Origin of the sequence: Hymenobacter armeniacus (genome assembly GCF_014699055.1) — a bacterium.
GTDB classification, from domain to species: Bacteria; Bacteroidota; Bacteroidia; order Cytophagales; family Hymenobacteraceae; genus Hymenobacter; species Hymenobacter armeniacus.
Map to the genome: position 1 here is coordinate 270,942 of NZ_JACXAC010000005.1, position 17,004 is coordinate 287,945.

Consider the following 17,004-nt stretch of genomic DNA (forward strand, 5'->3'; position numbering starts at 1 on the left):
TAAACAATCACGCCCCGCCGAATGAACGGCGGGGCGTATCTGATATTGAGCTTATAGTGCTCTCTAGCCCAGCTTCTTGTACCGCACGCGCTTCGGTTCTACGTCACCCAGGCGCTTGCGCTTGGCTTCCTCATAGTCCGAGAAATTTCCCTCGAACCACACCACTTCCGAGTCGCCCTCAAAAGCCAGAATGTGGGTGGCCAGCCGGTCGAGGAACCACCGGTCGTGCGAGATGATGACGGCGCAACCGGCGAAGTTCTCCAGCGCGTCTTCCAGGGCTCGGATGGCGTTTACGTCCAGGTCGTTGGTGGGCTCGTCGAGCAGCAGCAGGTTGGCGCCCTGCTTGAGCGTCATGGCCAAGTGCACGCGGTTTTTTTCGCCCCCCGAGAGCATGGCCACTTTCTTCTCCTGGTCACCGCCGCCGAAGTTGAACTTGCTCACGTAGGCGCGGGAGTTCACCGGCCGGCCGGCCAGCAGCATGGTTTCGGTGCCGCCCGTAATGGTGTCGAACACCGATTTGCTGGGGTCCAGCGTGTCGTGCTGCTGGTCGATGTAGGCCGTCTGCACCGTGGGGCCTACTTCGAAGGTGCCCGCGTCGGGCTGCAGTTGGTCGGTGATGAGGCGGAAGAGCGTCGTTTTGCCGGCGCCGTTCGGCCCGATGATGCCCACAATGCCCCCCTGCGGCAACGAAAAGCTCAGGTTCTCAAACAATAGCTTGTCGCCAAATGCCTTGGTGATGCCCTCGGCCTCGATGACCTGCGCACCCAGGCGCGGGCCGTCAGGAATGAATAGCTCCAGCTTCTGCTCCTTGTCCTTGGCTTCTTCGCTGGCCAGCTTGTCGTAGTTGGCCAGGCGGGCCTTGCCTTTGCTCTGGCGGGCTTTGGGCGACATGCGTACCCAATCCAGCTCGCGCTGCAGGGTCTTGGCGCGCTTGCTTTCCTGGTTTTCTTCCTGAGCCAGGCGCTGGGTCTTCTGCTCCAGCCACGACGAGTAGTTGCCCTTCCACGGAATGCCCGAGCCGCGGTCCAGCTCCAGAATCCAGCCCGCCACGTTGTCGAGGAAGTACCGGTCGTGGGTCACGGCAATCACAGTGCCTTTGTACTGCTGCAGGTGCTGCTCCAGCCAGAACACGCTTTCGGCGTCGAGGTGGTTGGTGGGTTCGTCCAGCAGCAGCACGTCGGGCTCCTGCAGCAGCAGGCGGCATAGCGCCACGCGGCGCTTCTCCCCGCCCGAGAGGTTACCGATAACGGCCTCCTCGGGCGGGGTGCGCAGGGCATCCATGGCCCGCTCCAGCTTCGAGTCCAGGTTCCAGGCGTCGAGCTGGTCCAGTCGTTCCTGCACCTTGCCTTGGCGGTCAAGCAGCTTGTCGAAGTCGGCGTCTTCGGCCCCAAAGGCCTCGTTGATTTCGTCGAACTCCTTGAGCAGGGCCACGGTTTCGGCCACGCCTTCTTCCACCACCTCGCGCACGGTTTTGGTGGGGTCGAGCTGGGGTTCCTGCTCGAGGTAGCCCACCGAATAGCCCGGCGAAAACACCACTTCGCCCTGAAACTGCTTGTCGACGCCGGCAATAATTTTCAACAGGCTCGACTTGCCCGAGCCGTTCAAGCCCAACACGCCAATCTTGGCGCCGTAGAAAAACGAGAGGTAGATGTTCTTGAGAACTTGCTTCTGGGGCGGGTAAATCTTACTCACGCCGGCCATGCTGAAGATGATGGTCTGGTCGCTCATGGGGAGTCGGGAAGGGCTGATGGACGAATTGCAAGCGCAAAGAACGGCAACCGCGGCTAGTGGGCCATGCGCCGGCCGTCGGGTTTTCGGGGCCGTGTGTCGGTGGTTCCCGGGCGTCAAACCCGGTTTTGGGCACGTTTCCCCGCGGCTACATCATTACATCACCTTTTTACCGTAAACTTGTATTCCCTTCCCAATCCATTTTTCAGCCACTTCACCCCTTTTCACCGCTCTGCCCCGTATTCCGCACTCCTACCCACGAGCTTACACATTAGTATGGAACCAACCGACCACTTGCTGGCCGAAGCCCAGCGCTACGGCTACGTGGAAGCCGGCGGCGTGTGGCTGCGCCCCGTGCTTGCCCAGCCCGCCCGCCAGATAGGCCTGGTCAAAGAAACCGACGAAGCCGCCCTCCTGTATTTTGCCCAACGCTTTGAAGCTCTGCGGGCAAAAGTAGATTCGCTGCTCATGAAAATGGAGGCCAGCGACAACAAAGGTTCCTTCCTGATGAAGGCGTTGCACCTGAAAGAGCAGCTGCTGACCTACGATGGCCTAGGCGATTTTGCCGCCTTGCACCGCCGTCTCACCGAAGCCGAAGAAGCCATTGCCGTGACGGTGGCTCAAAACCGCGAGAAAAACCTGGCCACCAAGCTCGGCTTCATCCAGGAGGCCGAGGCCCTGCGCGACAGCGTGGAGTGGGTGTCGGCCAGCGAGAAAGTGAAGGACCTGCGCCAGGGCTGGCTCAAAACCGGCCCCGTCGACAAAGCCATGACCGACGAGCTGGAAACGCGGTTCCAAGCCGCCATTCAGGAGTTTTTTGACCGGCGCAAAGCCTTTCAGTCGGACAAGAAGGCCATGGTGGCGCGCGTACAAAACCGCTACCGCGAGCTCATTCAGCAGGCCGAAAACCTCAAGAACTCCGACCAGTTCGAGGCCACCTCGCGGCAGCTCAAACAGCTGCAGCAGGCCTGGCGCGAAGTAAACGGCACCCTCCCCAAGAAGCAGGCTTCCGAACTCTGGACGCGCTTCCGGGCGGCCAACAACCATTTCTTTGAGCGCCTCAAAGCGCACATTGCGGCGCAGCAGGCCGCCGGCACCGGCGCCGCCGCCACGCCCGAGCAGTTGCTGGCCCGCAAGCGCGCCCTCGCCGAGCGCGCCGAGGCCCTCATGGCCGTGCCGCCCCAGGAGGCCATTCATCAGGCCAAAGCCCTGCAAGCCGAGTGGAAACAGGTAGGCACCGTGCGCGGCGAAGAGTCGGACCGCATCTGGCAGCGCTTCATGGTGGCTTGCGACAAGATATTCGAGCTCAGCGCGTTGGAGTACCACTTGCGCAAGCGTGCCGCCACCGAGGCCGTGCCCACGGCTCCGGCCGAGCGCGCCCGCTACCGGGCCAGCACCCTGCGCGAGCTGCTCAAGGACGACCAAGCCGAGCTGGCCACCCTGCGCGACAATCTTGACAAGCTGAGCCCCAGCGCCGCCAACGACTCGTTCCGGCAGATGCTGCAAACCAAAATCCGGTCGTTTGAACGCAAAATCCGCACGAAAAACGACCTGATTGCCTTGTTTAACCAGCAAGCCCAGGCCGCCGGCTAAAACTTTGGGCCGCGTTTTGCGTTGCCGAAAAGGCCGCCGGAATGCCGCCGTTTCGGGCTTGTATCTTGCCCGGAAATAGTTACCTTCGCCAACCTTTTTTTATCCGCCTCCCTATGTATTGGACACTCGAACTCGCATCTTATCTGGAAGATGCTCCCTGGCCCGCCACCAAAGACGAACTGATTGACTTCTCCATCCGCTCGGGCGCGCCCATGGAAGTGGTGGAAAACCTCCAAGCCCTGGAAGACGACGGCCAGCCCTACGAGAACATCGAGGAAGTGTGGCCCGACTACCCCACCAAGGAGGACTTCATGTTCAACGAGGACGAGTACTAGAACTACTGACTGCTAAGGGGTTACTGTTAGATGATTGACGCGACGCGAGCCTGTTGATGCACAACAATCCGTCACTCACCACGCAACACTCACCCCTCAACATGCAACAACTGGTTGCGGGCTACCCCGGCAGGGTGCTGGTCCGCAACCTTTTTTTGTGCCTGCCCGAGCCGGCTTTCGTGGCCGTGGTGGGCCACAACGGCAGCGGCAAAACCACTCTTTTTCGGGTACTGACGGGGCAGCTGGCCTACCAGGGCAGCGTGCAGCTGCACGGGCACGAGGTGCGCACCCTGCGCCGCGCCGCAGCCGCCGGCCTGCTGGGCTACCTGCCCCAGCGCGGCAGCATCGACTTTGCCATTGCCGTGCGCGAGCTGGTGGTCATGGGCCGCTACCGCCACCACGGCCTGCTGAGCGCCTATTCGCCGGCCGACTACGCGCTGGCCGACGCCGCGTTGGCCCGGGTGGGCATGGCGCACCTGGCCGCGCGCGACTTCACCCAGCTCTCGGGCGGGGAGCAGCAGTTGGTGTGGCTGGCCCAGCTCAGCCTGCAGGATGCGCAGGTGTATCTGCTGGATGAGCCCACGCAGCAGCTCGACGTGTACTACCGCCGCCAGGTATTCAGCTTGGTGCACGAGTGGGCCACGGCGCAGGGCAAAACCGTGCTCTGCAGCACCCACGACCTCGACAACCTGCCCGAGTTGTCGGGCTATCTGCTCAATCTGTCAGAAGCGGAGCCGCAGCTGCGCCTCATTTCGGCCGCCACTGTGCAAGCGGCCCGCGCCTGCCTGGAGCAAGCCCCGCAGCGTTAAGCAAGGCTTACTCCCGCTGCCCCGGCCGCCCCAGCAGCACCTGCCCGATAGACCGCATGAAGGGGCCGGGCGACACCGAGTTCATGATGCGGAAATTGTCGGCCCATGAGGTCGTTTCGTCCAGAAAGCGGAAGATGCGTTCCACGGGGTTGCGCTCGAACAGCTGGCGGAAAATGTCCCGCGTCGTTTCGCCCCGCCGGCGCATGATGTCCAGCAGCAGCGTGTCGAAGAGCCGGAATTGCCATTGGTCGCCGGTGGGGTCGGGGGGCGGGTGGCCGGTGCTGGCCAGGGCCGCCACCAGCCGTGCCGAATGCTGCTGAATGCGCTTGAAGGCGTAGCCGGTGCTGGGCTTGGCCCGCCCGCCGCGGGTGCCCAGGTTGATGATGTGCGGGCCGATGCGAGCCGGCAGCGGGTGGTCGGTCATCGGAATGGCGCCCACTTCTTCGGCCGTAATGCGGTAATCGGCCAGCCCCAGCGTCGTGCTCAGATATTGACGGAGAGCAGCTTCGTATTCTGCTTTGGGTAGCGGGTTTTCTGAGAACAATGTGTACTCTACCAGTGCTTTGCGGGCCGAGAACGGCAGCACGTACATAAACCGCGCCTCGTGGTGCTGCTCGCCGCGAAAGTCCATAAACTCCACCGTGGCGGGGTCGAACGCGTCGTGGTCGGTTTCGATTTCCCAGCCCACGAAGTGCTGCAGCAGGTAGCGGTGCTTCTCCGGTCGCCTCAACGCAGCCAAGTCCGGCGGGCGACTATCGAACGCGTAGCGCGCCCGGAAATCGCCGCAACTGCTGCGCACCCGTACGCCGTCAGCGCCATCTTCCAGGTCAATCACCGTGCCCCGCACGATGGTAAACTGGGGGTTGTCGGCCAGCGCCCGTTGCACGAAGCGGTAGTAATCCAGCCCGTTGATGGTTTTGTAGCGGTAGCGGCCCAAGTCGATGACGCGCTCAAAGCCGGGGCTGCGGAAGGCAATTTGTCGCCACTCGTGCGCCACAATGCCGTCGAATAGACCCGGCGCATCGGCCCAGAAGGACCAGGTGCGGTCGTCCTGTGCCTTGGCCTCCGGCTCGATAAGCAGCACTTTCTTGCGGGCCAGCCGGGGTTCCTGCGCAATGTGATAGGCCAAGCTGAGGCCGGCCGCCCCGCCGCCCACAATGAGGTAATCATAATCGAAAGTGGCGGCGGTAGGAGCGGGCATAAAAAAATGGCAACGGCAGGCGAAAGCTACCCACAAAAAAGCCGCTTCCGAAGAAGCGGCTTTGCATAACCACGGGCTTGCCGGACCGGTTTAGAAGTTCGGCGACAGCAGGTACTTGTGGTAGAAGTCGTCGATGATTTTCACGGCTTCGCTGGCGTCGTCCACAATCTGCACCAGGTTTAGGTCCTCGGGCGAGATGTTGTGCTCTTCGTGCAGCATCACGTCTTTCACCCACTGAAACAGGCCGTTCCAGTACGCCGAGCCCACCAGCACGATGGGGAAGCGGCTGATTTTCTTGGTCTGAATCAGCGTCATGGCTTCAAACAGCTCGTCGAGCGTGCCGAAGCCGCCGGGCATGCCCACGAAGGCCTGCGCGTATTTCACAAACATCACCTTGCGCACGAAGAAGTAATCGAAGTCGATGCACTTGTCCTGGTCGATGTAGATGTTGTGGGTTTGCTCGAAGGGCAGCTCAATGTTGAGGCCCACCGACTTGCCGCCCTCGGAGCGGGCGCCCTTGTTGCCGGCCTCCATGATGCCGGGGCCGCCGCCCGTGATGACGCCGTAGCCGTGGCGCACCAGCTTGGCCGCAATTTCCTCGGCCTGCTTGTAGTAAGGATTGTCGGGCTTGGTGCGCGCCGAGCCGAAGATGCTCACGCAGGGACCGATTTTGGACATCTTCTCGAAGCCCTCCACAAACTCGGCCATCACCTTGAAAATCTGCCAGCTGTCGGCGATTTTGATTTCGTTCCAGTCCTTGTCCACGAAGGCTTTGCGCAGGCGCTGCTCGTCCTCCAGGGCCATGGTGGTTTCGCCGTGCGCGCTCTGGCGCATCTCCGTGATGGAGGTCAGCTTGTCGTCGTTGACGTTGGGCTGCTTGATGGTTTTGCCGCTGCCGGCGTTCAGCATTTCGTCGGCCGCTTTGGTTTTGCTGGTCTTGGGTTTTTTCAGTGTAGACATAATTGCAAGTGGAAATACCTACCAAAAACAAAATCGCCCCGAACCGGGGCGACTCAAAAGTAGGGCGTCAAAGATATTGATTTGTTAGCAAACAATCACGCTTGCCCACGTTTTAGGGCTTGAAGAAGAGCAGTATGCCGAGCTTGCCACGGCCGCTGGCGCGCTACAATCGATTGCAGCGCTTGTGCCAGGGCCCCAGCAAGCTCAGCTTAACCCGTTGTCGCTCTTCTGGCTATCGCCTCACACCAGCTGCCGCAGCGCCATCTCGAACGAGCGCTGCGCGATGCCGGTGGCCTGCGAATTTTCCTGATGCGTGCGCTCCAGCGCGGCCCCGATGATGCGCGAAGTGTCGGCAAAAATGGCTTGGTCGGTGATTTCGGCGCCGGTTTCCATGAGGTAGGCAAACACGCGGGCCATGCCGCAGTTGGCAATGAAATCGGGGATGACGGCCGCGCGCTCGTCGGCAAACACGCCGGTGGGCCCGAAGAAAATTTCCGGGTCGGCGAAGGGCACGTTGGCGCCGCAGCTTATCACCTTGAGGCCACCGGCCAGCAGCTGCTCCACCTGCGCCTGCGTGACGAGGCGCGACGACGCGGCCGGAATGAAAATATCGGCCCCCACCGACCACACCCGCTCGTTGATTTCGGCAAACGAGAGCAGGTGCTCGGCCGTCAGGGCATTGCCTTTGCGGGCCAGCAGCAGGGCGCGGATTTCTTCCAGGCCCAGGCCGTCGGTGCTCAGCAGGCCGCCGGCCCGGTCGATGATGCCCACAATGCGCACGCCCTGGCCGGCCAGGTAATAGGCCGCCGCCGCGCCCACGTTGCCCCAGCCCTGGATGATGGCGCGCTGCCCGCGCAGCTCTGTGCCGGGCCAGAGGCGGTAGTAATGGCGCACGGCCTCGGCCACGCCGTAGCCGGTGATGAGGTCGGCCACGGTGTATTTGCGGGCCAAGTCGGGTGAGAAGGTGGCGTCTTCCACCACTTTCACCACGCCCTGGCGCAGCTGGCCCAGCTTCTGGATTTTTTGGGGTTCGGTGGCGCGGTAATGGCCGTTCACCACACCTTCCTGCGGGTGCCACAGTCCGTATTCTTCAGTTATCGGTATAACCTCATGTATCTCATCTACGTTAAGGTCACCACCGGTGCCGTAGTAGTTTTTCAATAGCGGAATGACGGCGCGGTACCACCTTTCCAACACCCCGCGCTTGCGCGGGTCCTGCGGGTCGAAGTTGATGCCCGATTTCGCCCCGCCGATTGCCGGCCCCGACACCGTGAACTTGACCTCCATCGTTTTTGCCAGGCTTTCTACCTCGCGCTTGTCGAGGCCTTTGCGCATGCGCGTGCCGCCCCCGGCCGCGCCCCCGCGCAGGGAGTTGATGACCACCCAGCCTTCGGCTTCGGTTTCAGCGTCTTGCCACTCGAATACGATTTCGGGGCGCTTGTTTTCAAATTTTGTGAGCAGGTCAAGCATCGGTTGAATACAAAAAAGCGTCTTTACAAACAGGGCCGCAAAGGTACGCGGCGGCCCGGTGCCGGGCTTTCAAATAGGATGTTACCCATTTGAAAATAAAAATCTTCAAATACTGCAGTATAGGAAGGAAAAATAAATCTATTTCTTCCTATTTTGCATAGTCTTTAGGAACTACCTGAGTAGTACCGCTGTATTGCACTTATTCTACGCTTCCATTTTCCTTTCACTTTTTATCGACTTCATGAAACCATTGCATTCGCGTGTTGAAGCGCAACAGTTGGACCGTGCCGCGGCTATGCTCAAGGTTCTCTCGCATCCCAAACGTTTGGCCATTGTTGACCTGCTGGGCAAAACCAAAGGCAAGGACAGCCAAATGTCCGTTACCGATATCTACCAGGCCCTCGACCTTCCCCAGGCCATTGCTTCGCAACACCTCATCACCCTCAAAGACCGGGGCGTGCTGAAGTCGAGCAAAGTGGGCACCAAGATTTATTACTCGCTGGCAGTGCCGCAGCTGCTGAAAGTAATTGATACCCTGGAAGATTATTCGGGCCGGTTGTAGCCTGAGCTAGCTAGCTTTAGTTGAAGGAGGCTGTTTCGCAAGAGGCAGCCTTTTTTATGCGCCCTGCGGCGCGCTGAACGCAGCGTGCAAGGCCAGCACCTGCGGCAGCAGCGGCTGCGCGTCGTCGTTGGTCAGCACGTAGTCGGCGCGTTGCATCTTCTCCTCCTCGCTGAGCTGTTTGGCCATGATGGCCCGCACGTCGGCCAGGGAGCGGTGCGGGTCGCGGCGCAGCACCCGCGCCTCGCGCACCGGCAGCGGCGCATACACCGTAATGATGCGGTCGAGCTGTTGGTACGAGCCTGCTTCGAAGAGCAGGGCGGCTTCCTTGAGCACGTAGGGGTGGCCCGCGGCCTCCTGCGCCCGAGCCCAGGCTTCAAAATCGAGGCCTACCTGCGGGTGCACCAGCGCGTTGAGCTGCGCCAGCAGCGCGGGATTGTTGAACACCGTGCTGGCCAGCAGCGGCCGGTTGAGCCGGCCGGCGGCGTCGTAGGTGTCGGGGCCAAAGGCTGCGGTGAGCTCACGGCGCAGCTCGGCCCCGTTTTCCATCAGCCAGCGGGCGCGGGAGTCGGCGTCGTAGGTGGGCACGCCCAGGGCCTGAAACAAGCGGCTGGCAATGCTCTTGCCCGAGCCAATGCCGCCGGTGATGCCAATGCGCAGCATGGTTAACGACTGAAGTGGTTGATGGCGCGACGACGCCCGGGCGCGGCCGGCGCTGTGTTGGCAAGGCGGCTCACGCGCACCGTGGAAACGGACGGCCGCACCTGCGACGGGGCACGCAACTCTACTTCGACATTGTCGGACGCGCCGGCGCCCTTGGGCAGTGCCACGGGGTAGGGGCTGGGCAACGAGTTAACCAGCGAGGCTGGCCCGCGAAAGCTAACGGTGGCGGGCGTGAAGCGCGCCGCCCGAGTCTGCCCCGAATCGGGCGCCAGTGCCAGGGGCAGGCGCCGCGTGGCGTAGCGGTCGAAGGTCAGCCGGAGGGTGTCGCCGGCCCACTCGTTTATCTGCACGCCCTCAAGCGCATTTTGGAGACCGCGGCGCCAGGCGGCGGGGGGCAGGTAGCGCGTGCCCGGCAGGGGCACGGGGCGCAGGTCGGCGGGGTGGGTGCCCCAGCCCATGTTGGCGCGCAATAGCCGCCAGCCCTGGCCCGTGACGGTGACTGGCAACGCCGTGGGCAGTGGCCGCAGGGGCACGTAGCGGGCCGAGTCGTAGTGCCAGGCCAAGGGGCAGCTCACGCGCGTGGTGTAAGTCTTGTTCAGGGCGTTCATTTGCCAGAACAGGCCGGCGGCCAGCAGGCACGCCGTCACGGCCCGGTAAAAACTGGGTTCCTGGCCCGCAAAGGGCCGCACGAACCAGCGCACCAGCCGGCCCGCCCGGTTCAGCGGCCCGTCCATGGCTAGCTGGCGGCGGGGGCGTCGGCGCTGGGGCTCGTTTTGCTGCCCACTTCACGGGCAATGGCCGAGCGGTCGAAGCGCAGCTTGGTGCCGCGGTCCACTTCCACCACCACGGTGTCTTCGGTCAGGTCGACCACCAGCCCGTGCAGGCCGCCGATGGTCACGATGCGCGTGCCCTTGGTGAGCGCCTGCCGGAAGGACTTGGCTTCGGCTGCGCGCTTTTGCTGGGGCCGAATCAGGAAGAAAAACACCACCAGGCCAATGGCAACGGGGAAAATCAACTGGGTCAAATCCATTCCTCCGGCGGCCTGTAAAAATAACGTCAACAACATGGCGGTAAGCGTGAAAGAGGTGATTTAGAGGGGCTTCTTGGCATCGGCCGTCAGCACGTTGCCTTTGATGAGGATGGTGGTGATGGTGGGCTGGGTATTGGCCCGCACCGCCACCTGCTTGCTGATGATGCCTTGCTTGCCGCGGCTGTCAAACTGCACTTCCAGGGTGCCCTGGGCGCCGGGGGCCACGGGCTCCTTGGTCCAGCTGGGCGTGGTGCAGCCGCACGAAGCGGTGGCGTCCTCAATCAGCAGCGGCGACTTGCCGGTGTTGGTGAAGGCGAAGGTGTGGTGCACCTTCGTGTCGGGCTTGATGTCGCCGAAGTCAAATTCGGACTCGGTGAATTTCATCACCGGGGCGTTGGGGTTGGGCGCTTCGTTTTCGCTCACCACGTTGGGGTTGTCCACGGTGGGGTTGGCGGCCGCGTCGGAAGCTTCGGTGGCGGCGGCGTTCATGCCTTCGGTGCCCACCTCGTTCTTGTCGCGGTTGCAGGCGCCGAGCAGCAGAGCAGCAGCCAGGAAAATCTGGTATTTCATGAGTGGGGTATGTATCTGGTTGTCAGCCCAAGCCCGCAGGGCTTTCTCTCCGCCGAACAAACGGTTCAGCGTGAGAAGGGCCTTCGCAGGCTCAGGAGGCCAAACGATTGGTAGGCAGCAACGCGATGAGCTACAGCTTCTCGATGATGTGCTGGGCAAACTCGCTGGTGCTAGCCCGGCCGCCGAGGTCGCCGGTGCATTGTTCCGGGTGCAGCAGGGTGGCTTCGAGGGCCTTTTCAATCTGGTCGGCTTTGGCGTGCTCGCCGAGGTGGTGCAGCATCATCAGGGCCGAGCGAAGTAGTGCGGTGGGGTTGGCTTTGCCCTGGCCCGCGATGTCGGGAGCCGAGCCGTGCACGGCCTCAAAAATGGCCATGTTGTCGCCGATGTTGGCCCCGGCCACCACGCCCAGGCCGCCCACCAGGCCGGCGCAGAGGTCCGACAGCAAGTCGCCAAACAGGTTGGTGGTCACAATCACGTCGAACTGTTCGGGCTTGCCCACCAGCTGCATGCACATGTTGTCGATGATTTTGTCTTCGAACACAATCTCCGGAAACTCCAGGCTGGCTTCTTTGCACGCGTTTATCATCAGCGTGCCGGCCATCTTGATGATGTTGGCCTTGTGGGCCAGCGTCACCTTTTTGCGGCCGTGCTTGGCGGCGTAGGCAAAGGCGGCGCGGCAGATTTTGCGCGAGCCCTCCACCGTGACGCGGGCCACCGCGTCGGCAATGCCCAGGCGCTCGTCCCACATCTCCAGGCCCGAGTACAGGCCTTCGGTGTTTTCGCGAAACAGCACCAAGTCGATGCCCTCGTAGCGGGTTTTGATGCCGGGTGTGGTTTTGCTGGGGCGCACGTTCTGGTAGAGGTCGTACTTCTGGCGCAGCGTCACGTTGATGCTGCGGAAGCCTTTGCCCACCGGCGTGGTGATGGGGCCTTTGAGGGCCACCTTATTCTTTTCGAGCGACTTAAGCAGGGCGTTGGGAATCAGCTCGCCCGACTGGTCGAAGGTGGTTTGGCCGGCGTTCTGCTCTTCCCACTGCACGGGCACCTGCGCCGCGGCAAAAATATCGGTTACGGCTTTCGTGATTTCGGGGCCTATGCCGTCGCCGGGAATAAGGGTTACTACGTGCATCTTCTTCTGGTAATGGGTGAACGGGTAAATGAGTGAATGGGTGAACGGGTGTGATGGCTTGGTTCCGCATCATTCACCCATTCACCCATTCGCTCAGTCACCCATTGAATTAGGCGCCCTTGCGGGAGTTGATTTGGTTGATGAGCTGGTCGACGTCGCCCAGCAGCTGTTCGGCTTTGGATTTGGCGTCGGAAATCACGCGCTGGCCTTCGCTTTTGGCCGAAGACTGGCCCACGCCTTCGCGGCTGGTCACCAGGCTGTCGGTGAGGTCGGCGAGCACGGAGCGGTATTTTTCGAGCTGGTAGCTGAGCCAGGAGCGGGTTTCGCTGCCGGGTTCGGGGGCGTAGAGCAAGCCAAGGGCCGCGCCGGTGAGGGCGCCGCCCGCGAAGCACAAGATGCCGGTGGTGGTTTTGCTGGCCATGGTCGTCGGGATGATTGGGAGGTGGGAAAAGAGTTCGGGCTGAGTACGCAGAAACCCGGCCGTGGGTACAAATGTAGAACAAGGGGCCGGGCTTCGGCGCCCGGCGCTACTGGTTGTCGAGCAGGCCGCGGCCCGACTTGCGAATGTCGCCGCTGGCGGCCAAATCCGTCGCCAGCTTGTCCAGAATGCCGTTCACAAACTGCTTGCTCTTGGGCGTGCTGTAGAGCTTGCTGATTTCGATGTACTCGTTGATGGTGACTTTCACCGGAATGCCGCGGAAGAGCTGCATCTCGGTGAGGGCCATTTTCAGGATAATTTTGTCGAGCAGGGCCACGCGCTCCACGTCCCAGTTCTGCACCGAGCCGGCAATGAGCTTCTCCATCTTGTCGTCCTCGATGAGCGTCTGCTTGTAGAGCGTTTCGGCAAACTCGCGGTCGTCGGCCCAGTTGGCCGAGAGGTTCATCAGTTCCTGCTTTTCGTCGGCGCCGTAGGGCAGCATTTTCAGCGTCTTCAGCACCAAGTTGCGCACGATGGGGCGGTTTTCTTCCCAGTTCAGGTCGGCCGCTTCGAGCTGGCGCGGCAGGGCTTCGCCCTTGAACACAAAGTCTTTGTAGAGATGCCGCAGGATTTCCATGTCCGTGTCGTAGTCCATCTCGGGCTGGTCCACGTCCTTGCCGGCCAGGTAGGTCCGCACGGTTTCATCGGCTTTCATCTCCTCCCAGGCGGTGCGCAGGGCCTCCGTTTCTTCGGCGCCGTCCCACTGCAGCTTGCGCCGGATGGTGGTGGCCTGCAGCTGCTCGTTGGCCATGAGCTTGGCAATGGCCTTGTTCTGGTGCAGGCGGTTGGCGTCCAGGGCGTCTTCGCGCGGGCCGAGGCGGCGGCGCTCCTCGCGGCTCTGCTCTTCCTCAATCACGCCGAGCAGGGCGGCGGGCAGGTTGAGCAAGTGCAGGTACTGGTCGTGAATGCTTTCGGCGCCCACCAGCAGCTGGCCGGCGTACAGCTCGGCGTCCTTCTTCACCTGGTTCTGGAAAGAGTTGATGGCGTCGGTCACGGCCTTGTCCACGGCTTTGTCGTCCGTCTTTTCGGGCGTCACGCCGGTGCGGTACCACTCGCGCAACTGGGCTTCGCCCAGCTTGCGCTGGCCTTCCAGCTTGCGGCGGTCGGGGGCCTCTTTGGCCGTCAGGTCGGGCTCGAAAGCAGCCGCAATGCGGTCCTGAGCCAGCATTAAGTCCGCTCCCACCGCCTGGTGGTAGGAGTAGAGCGACTGCATGACTTTGATACGGAGGAGGCGGCGGTTGAGCATTTTGTTAGTTGTTAGTTGCTGGTTGTCAGTTGTTAGTTGCTGGTTGTCAACTGTTGTGCTTAACTAACAACTGACAACCAGCAACTAACAACTAGTAGGTAGACTTCACCTTGCCCACGCTGGCAATGCGCTCCTTGGCCTGCTTGATGGCGGCGGCCTGCGGGTGCGAATGCTCTTCTTCGGCTTTCGCCAAAACCTGGAGGGTGAAGTCGTAAATTTTTTCGGTTTGGGTGAGGGCGCCCTGGCGGCTGGTGCCCACCACTTCAGAGTACACGTTGATGAGGCCGCCGGCGTTGATGAGGAAGTCGGGGGCGTACACAATGCCGCGGCGCACGAGGTCGGGGCCGTGCTGGTTTTCTACTTTGAGCTGGTTGTTGGCGCAGCCGGCCACTACCTGGCACTTCAGGCGCGGAATGGTCTCGTCGTTGAGCGTGGCGCCCAGCGCGCAAGGCGAGTAAATGTCCATGTCCTGGTCGTAGATGTCGTCCAGGCCCACGGCGGTGGCGCCGAAACGAGCGGCGGCTTCCAGGGCGCGGTCTTCGTAGTAGTCGGTCACGATGAGCTTGGCGCCCTCCTTCTGCAGGTGCTCCAGCAGGTAGGTGCCCACGTGGCCCACGCCCTGCACGCCGATGCGCTTGCCGGCCAGGCTCTCGGAGCCAAACGCCTTTTTGGCGGCGGCTTTCATGCCCATGTAGGTGCCGAAGGCCGTCACGGGCGAGGGGTCGCCGGAGCCGCCCATGCTTTCGGGCAGGCCCGCCACGTGGGTGGTTTCCATCCGGATGTACTCCATGTCCTTGGTGGTCATGTTCACGTCCTCGGCCGTGATGTACTTGCCGTTCAGGTTCTTCACGAAGCGGCCGAACTTGCGCAGGAGCGCCTCGGTCTTCAGCGTTTTGGCGTCGCCGATGATGACGGCCTTGCCGCCGCCCAGGTTCAGGCCCGAGATGGCGGCCTTGTAGGTCATGCCCCGCGAAAGGCGCAGCACGTCGTTCAGGGCTTCCATGTCGGAGGCGTAGTGCCACATGCGGGTGCCGCCCAGGGCCGGGCCCAGCACGGTGTTGTGGATGCCGATAATGGCCTTGAGGCCCGTCTCGTGGTCGTGGCAAAACACGACCTGCTCGTGTTGGTGCTCGGCAATTTGGCCGAAAATGGCCTCGGGGGCCAGGGTTTGGGCTTCAATCATGGGGATGAGTGAAATGGGTTGGTGGGAATTGTGGGATGGGTTGGGAACAGTGCGGCGTAACTTTGTTGGGTCTCATACGGAAAAACCGGAACGTCATGCAGAGCGCCGCCAAGCATCTCGCTCGGAATAGTAATTCAATCGTATTACGGATGGATTACTGCGGCAAGCAAGATGCTTCGCGGCGCTCTGCATGACGTTCTGATTTCTCTTTCAGGCCGCAAAAGTACCCCTATTTTCCCAAACCGGCCGCTTTCCCACCCAGCCCGTGCGCGCATTATCCGCCGTTAACCCCTTCATTTACCGCTACAAATGGCATTTCCTCGCCGGGGTGTTATTCGTGGCGCTGAGCACGCTGTTGGCCATTTTTCCGGCCCAGCTGGTGCGCTACGCTTTCGATTTGGTGAACGAGGGCATCGACCTCTACCACCTCTACGCCGGTACGCAGGCCCAGAGCGGCGTCTACCAACTGTTTGGGCGCAACGTGCTGTTCTACGGCGTGCTCATCATTGCGCTGGCGCTGGGGCGCGGCATCTTTCTGTTCTTCATGCGCCAGACGCTCATCGTCATGTCGCGGCACATCGAAAACGACCAGAAGAACCAGATTTACCAGCACTACCAGTCGCTGCCGCTCAGCTTCTACCGCCGCCACAGCACCGGCGACTTGATGTCGCGCATTTCGGAAGACGTGAGCCGCGTGCGCATGTACCTCGGGCCGGCCATCATGTACTTCCTGCAGCTGGTGCTGCTGTTCCTGCTCATCGTGCCGCTCATGCTCATGGTGAACGTGAAGCTGACGCTCTACACGCTGCTGCCGCTGCCCATTCTGTCGGTCAGTATTTTCTACGTTAATAATCTGATTGAGCGCAAGTCCGACGAGATTCAGAAGGCCCTGTCCGGCATGACAACCTTCGTGCAGGAAGCCTTCTCGGGCATTCGGGTGCTGAAGTCCTTCGTGCGCGAAGCCGACTCGCACGAGCAGTTCGTCAACGCCAGCAACGAATACAAGGAGAAGTCGCTAAGCCTGAACTTCGTCAACTCGCTGTTTTTCCCGCTCATTCTGTTCCTCATCGGCCTGAGCACGCTCATCACCGTGTGGGTGGGCGGGCAGGAAGTCATCCGGGGCACCATCACCACGGGCACCATTGCCGAGTTCCTGATTTACGTGAACCTGCTGACGTGGCCGGTGACGGCGCTGGGCTGGACGTCGTCGCTGGTGCAGCGCGCCGAGGCCTCGCAGGCCCGCATCAACGAGTTTCTGGACCAGAAAACCGACATCGTGTCGCGTCAGAACGTGGAGCGCGAGCTGGCCGGCGACATTGTGTTCGAGAACGTGTCGTTCACCTACCCCGACACCGGCATTCAGGCCCTGAAAAACGTGAGCTTCCGCGTGAAGCCGGGCCAGACGCTGGCCGTCATCGGCAACACGGGCTCGGGCAAAAGCACGGTGGCCGCCCTGCTCTGCCGCTTATACGACGTGTCGGCCGGCGACATCAAAGTGGACGGCGTGGACGTGCGCGACTACTCGCTGCGCGCCCTGCGCGGCCAGATTGGCTACGTGCCGCAGGACGTATTCCTGTTCTCGGACACCATTCGCAACAACATCAACTTCGGCCTCGACGAGCCCGACGAGGCCCGCATGCTACAAGCGGCCAAGGACGCAGACGTGTATGAGAACATCCTGGCTTTCCCCGAAGGATTTGACACCAAAGTGGGCGAGCGGGGCATCACGCTTTCGGGCGGGCAGAAGCAGCGCGTGAGCATGGCCCGGGCCCTCGTGAAAGAGCCCAAAATCCTGATTCTGGACGACTCGCTGTCGGCCGTGGACACCAAGACCGAAAATGCCATCTTGGGCAGCCTGCAGCGCATCATGGCGGCGCGCACCAGCCTCATCATCTCGCACCGCGTGAGTTCGGTGAAGCTGGCCGACGAAATCCTGGTGCTCGATGACGGCCTCATTGTGCAGCACGGCACCCACGACGCCCTAATGGCCGAAACCGACGGCCTTTACCGCGCCCTCTACGAACGGCAGCTGCAAACCGAGGAAGCGTAA

17 protein-coding genes are annotated in these 17,004 nt (G+C 61.8%); 5 read left to right on the forward strand and 12 right to left on the reverse strand.

Annotated elements, in window-relative coordinates:
* Positions 1-63 precede the first annotated feature (63 nt).
* Positions 64-1,728: an energy-dependent translational throttle protein EttA gene (gene ettA / locus IC234_RS15845; protein ID WP_190926455.1), complete on the reverse strand. Its 1,665-nt coding sequence runs from the start codon at positions 1,726-1,728 to the stop codon at positions 64-66.
* Between the two features lie 276 nt (positions 1,729-2,004).
* Between ettA and IC234_RS15850 the strand changes: the two genes are divergently transcribed.
* The 3 genes from IC234_RS15850 (at position 2,005) to IC234_RS15860 (ending at position 4,465) form a co-directional block, all read left to right on the forward strand.
* Positions 2,005-3,321 carry a DUF349 domain-containing protein gene (locus tag IC234_RS15850; RefSeq protein ID WP_190926457.1) on the forward strand — a complete coding sequence of 439 codons (1,317 nt, stop codon included), beginning with the start codon at positions 2,005-2,007 and terminating at the stop codon, positions 3,319-3,321.
* Between the two features lie 113 nt (positions 3,322-3,434).
* Complete coding sequence (locus IC234_RS15855) at positions 3,435-3,656, forward strand: DUF2795 domain-containing protein (RefSeq protein WP_035561220.1); 222 nt, start codon at positions 3,435-3,437, stop codon at positions 3,654-3,656.
* 101 nt (positions 3,657-3,757) lie between these two features.
* Positions 3,758-4,465 (forward strand): ABC transporter ATP-binding protein, encoded by a 708-nt coding sequence (locus tag IC234_RS15860; RefSeq protein ID WP_190926459.1) that lies wholly within the window; start codon positions 3,758-3,760, stop codon positions 4,463-4,465.
* A 7-nt stretch (positions 4,466-4,472) separates the two neighbouring features.
* Here the strand turns inward: IC234_RS15860 and IC234_RS15865 are convergent, their stop codons facing one another.
* From IC234_RS15865 to IC234_RS15875, 3 genes are all read right to left on the reverse strand, one after another.
* Complete coding sequence (locus IC234_RS15865; RefSeq protein WP_190926461.1) at positions 4,473-5,666, reverse strand: lycopene cyclase family protein; 1,194 nt, start codon at positions 5,664-5,666, stop codon at positions 4,473-4,475.
* Positions 5,667-5,756: 90 nt separating this feature from the next.
* Positions 5,757-6,500, reverse strand: a complete 744-nt coding sequence (locus IC234_RS15870; protein ID WP_223827753.1) for an LOG family protein — start codon at positions 6,498-6,500, stop codon at positions 5,757-5,759.
* Between the two features lie 366 nt (positions 6,501-6,866).
* A complete protein-coding gene (locus IC234_RS15875; protein WP_190926465.1) occupies positions 6,867-8,096 on the reverse strand; it encodes a Glu/Leu/Phe/Val dehydrogenase dimerization domain-containing protein in 1,230 nt (409 codons plus the stop codon).
* Positions 8,097-8,391: 295 nt separating this feature from the next.
* On the opposite strand from IC234_RS15875, the gene IC234_RS15880 reads away from it, so the two are divergent.
* On the forward strand, positions 8,392-8,658 hold the full coding sequence (locus tag IC234_RS15880; RefSeq protein ID WP_223827754.1) for an ArsR/SmtB family transcription factor: 267 nt from the start codon (positions 8,392-8,394) through the stop codon (positions 8,656-8,658).
* A gap of 54 nt (positions 8,659-8,712) precedes the next feature.
* On the opposite strand, the gene coaE is transcribed toward IC234_RS15880, so the two are convergent.
* The 8 genes from coaE to IC234_RS15920 all read right to left on the reverse strand — a co-directional run bounded on the left by coaE (position 8,713) and on the right by IC234_RS15920 (position 14,954).
* Positions 8,713-9,318 (reverse strand): dephospho-CoA kinase, encoded by a 606-nt coding sequence (coaE, locus tag IC234_RS15885; protein ID WP_190926470.1) that lies wholly within the window; start codon positions 9,316-9,318, stop codon positions 8,713-8,715.
* A gap of 2 nt (positions 9,319-9,320) precedes the next feature.
* A complete protein-coding gene (locus tag IC234_RS15890; RefSeq protein WP_190926472.1) occupies positions 9,321-10,052 on the reverse strand; it encodes a YbbR-like domain-containing protein in 732 nt (243 codons plus the stop codon).
* Between the two features lie 2 nt (positions 10,053-10,054).
* Positions 10,055-10,348: a preprotein translocase subunit YajC gene (yajC, locus tag IC234_RS15895; protein WP_223827717.1), complete on the reverse strand. Its 294-nt coding sequence runs from the start codon at positions 10,346-10,348 to the stop codon at positions 10,055-10,057.
* Positions 10,349-10,408: 60 nt separating this feature from the next.
* Positions 10,409-10,918: a DUF1573 domain-containing protein gene (locus IC234_RS15900; protein ID WP_190926476.1), complete on the reverse strand. Its 510-nt coding sequence runs from the start codon at positions 10,916-10,918 to the stop codon at positions 10,409-10,411.
* A gap of 130 nt (positions 10,919-11,048) precedes the next feature.
* Positions 11,049-12,047, reverse strand: a complete 999-nt coding sequence (locus tag IC234_RS15905; RefSeq protein WP_190926478.1) for an isocitrate/isopropylmalate dehydrogenase family protein — start codon at positions 12,045-12,047, stop codon at positions 11,049-11,051.
* A gap of 109 nt (positions 12,048-12,156) precedes the next feature.
* Complete coding sequence (locus tag IC234_RS15910; protein ID WP_190926480.1) at positions 12,157-12,468, reverse strand: YtxH domain-containing protein; 312 nt, start codon at positions 12,466-12,468, stop codon at positions 12,157-12,159.
* 106 nt (positions 12,469-12,574) lie between these two features.
* Complete coding sequence (nusB, locus tag IC234_RS15915; protein WP_190926482.1) at positions 12,575-13,771, reverse strand: transcription antitermination factor NusB; 1,197 nt, start codon at positions 13,769-13,771, stop codon at positions 12,575-12,577.
* Positions 13,772-13,862: 91 nt separating this feature from the next.
* On the reverse strand, positions 13,863-14,954 hold the full coding sequence (locus IC234_RS15920; RefSeq protein ID WP_190926484.1) for a Glu/Leu/Phe/Val dehydrogenase: 1,092 nt from the start codon (positions 14,952-14,954) through the stop codon (positions 13,863-13,865).
* Between the two features lie 265 nt (positions 14,955-15,219).
* On the opposite strand from IC234_RS15920, the gene IC234_RS15925 reads away from it, so the two are divergent.
* Positions 15,220-17,004 (forward strand): ABC transporter ATP-binding protein, encoded by a 1,785-nt coding sequence (locus tag IC234_RS15925; RefSeq protein WP_190926487.1) that lies wholly within the window; start codon positions 15,220-15,222, stop codon positions 17,002-17,004.

Excerpts from the sequence above, each read along its gene's own strand:
- ettA (WP_190926455.1), bottom strand. The coding sequence starts at position 1,728 with ATGAGCGACCAGACCATCATCTTCAGCATGGCCGGCGTGAGTAAGATT.
- IC234_RS15850 (WP_190926457.1), top strand. The coding sequence starts at position 2,005 with ATGGAACCAACCGACCACTTGCTGGCCGAAGCCCAGCGCTACGGCTAC.
- IC234_RS15855 (WP_035561220.1), top strand. The coding sequence starts at position 3,435 with ATGTATTGGACACTCGAACTCGCATCTTATCTGGAAGATGCTCCCTGG.
- IC234_RS15860 (WP_190926459.1), top strand. The coding sequence starts at position 3,758 with ATGCAACAACTGGTTGCGGGCTACCCCGGCAGGGTGCTGGTCCGCAAC.
- IC234_RS15865 (WP_190926461.1), bottom strand. The coding sequence starts at position 5,666 with ATGCCCGCTCCTACCGCCGCCACTTTCGATTATGATTACCTCATTGTG.
- IC234_RS15870 (WP_223827753.1), bottom strand. The coding sequence starts at position 6,500 with ATGCGCCAGAGCGCGCACGGCGAAACCACCATGGCCCTGGAGGACGAG.
- IC234_RS15875 (WP_190926465.1), bottom strand. The coding sequence starts at position 8,096 with ATGCTTGACCTGCTCACAAAATTTGAAAACAAGCGCCCCGAAATCGTA.
- IC234_RS15880 (WP_223827754.1), top strand. The coding sequence starts at position 8,392 with ATGCTCAAGGTTCTCTCGCATCCCAAACGTTTGGCCATTGTTGACCTG.
- coaE (WP_190926470.1), bottom strand. The coding sequence starts at position 9,318 with ATGCTGCGCATTGGCATCACCGGCGGCATTGGCTCGGGCAAGAGCATT.
- IC234_RS15890 (WP_190926472.1), bottom strand. The coding sequence starts at position 10,052 with ATGGACGGGCCGCTGAACCGGGCGGGCCGGCTGGTGCGCTGGTTCGTG.
- yajC (WP_223827717.1), bottom strand. The coding sequence starts at position 10,348 with ATGGATTTGACCCAGTTGATTTTCCCCGTTGCCATTGGCCTGGTGGTG.
- IC234_RS15900 (WP_190926476.1), bottom strand. The coding sequence starts at position 10,918 with ATGAAATACCAGATTTTCCTGGCTGCTGCTCTGCTGCTCGGCGCCTGC.
- IC234_RS15905 (WP_190926478.1), bottom strand. The coding sequence starts at position 12,047 with ATGCACGTAGTAACCCTTATTCCCGGCGACGGCATAGGCCCCGAAATC.
- IC234_RS15910 (WP_190926480.1), bottom strand. The coding sequence starts at position 12,468 with ATGGCCAGCAAAACCACCACCGGCATCTTGTGCTTCGCGGGCGGCGCC.
- nusB (WP_190926482.1), bottom strand. The coding sequence starts at position 13,771 with ATGCTCAACCGCCGCCTCCTCCGTATCAAAGTCATGCAGTCGCTCTAC.
- IC234_RS15920 (WP_190926484.1), bottom strand. The coding sequence starts at position 14,954 with ATGATTGAAGCCCAAACCCTGGCCCCCGAGGCCATTTTCGGCCAAATT.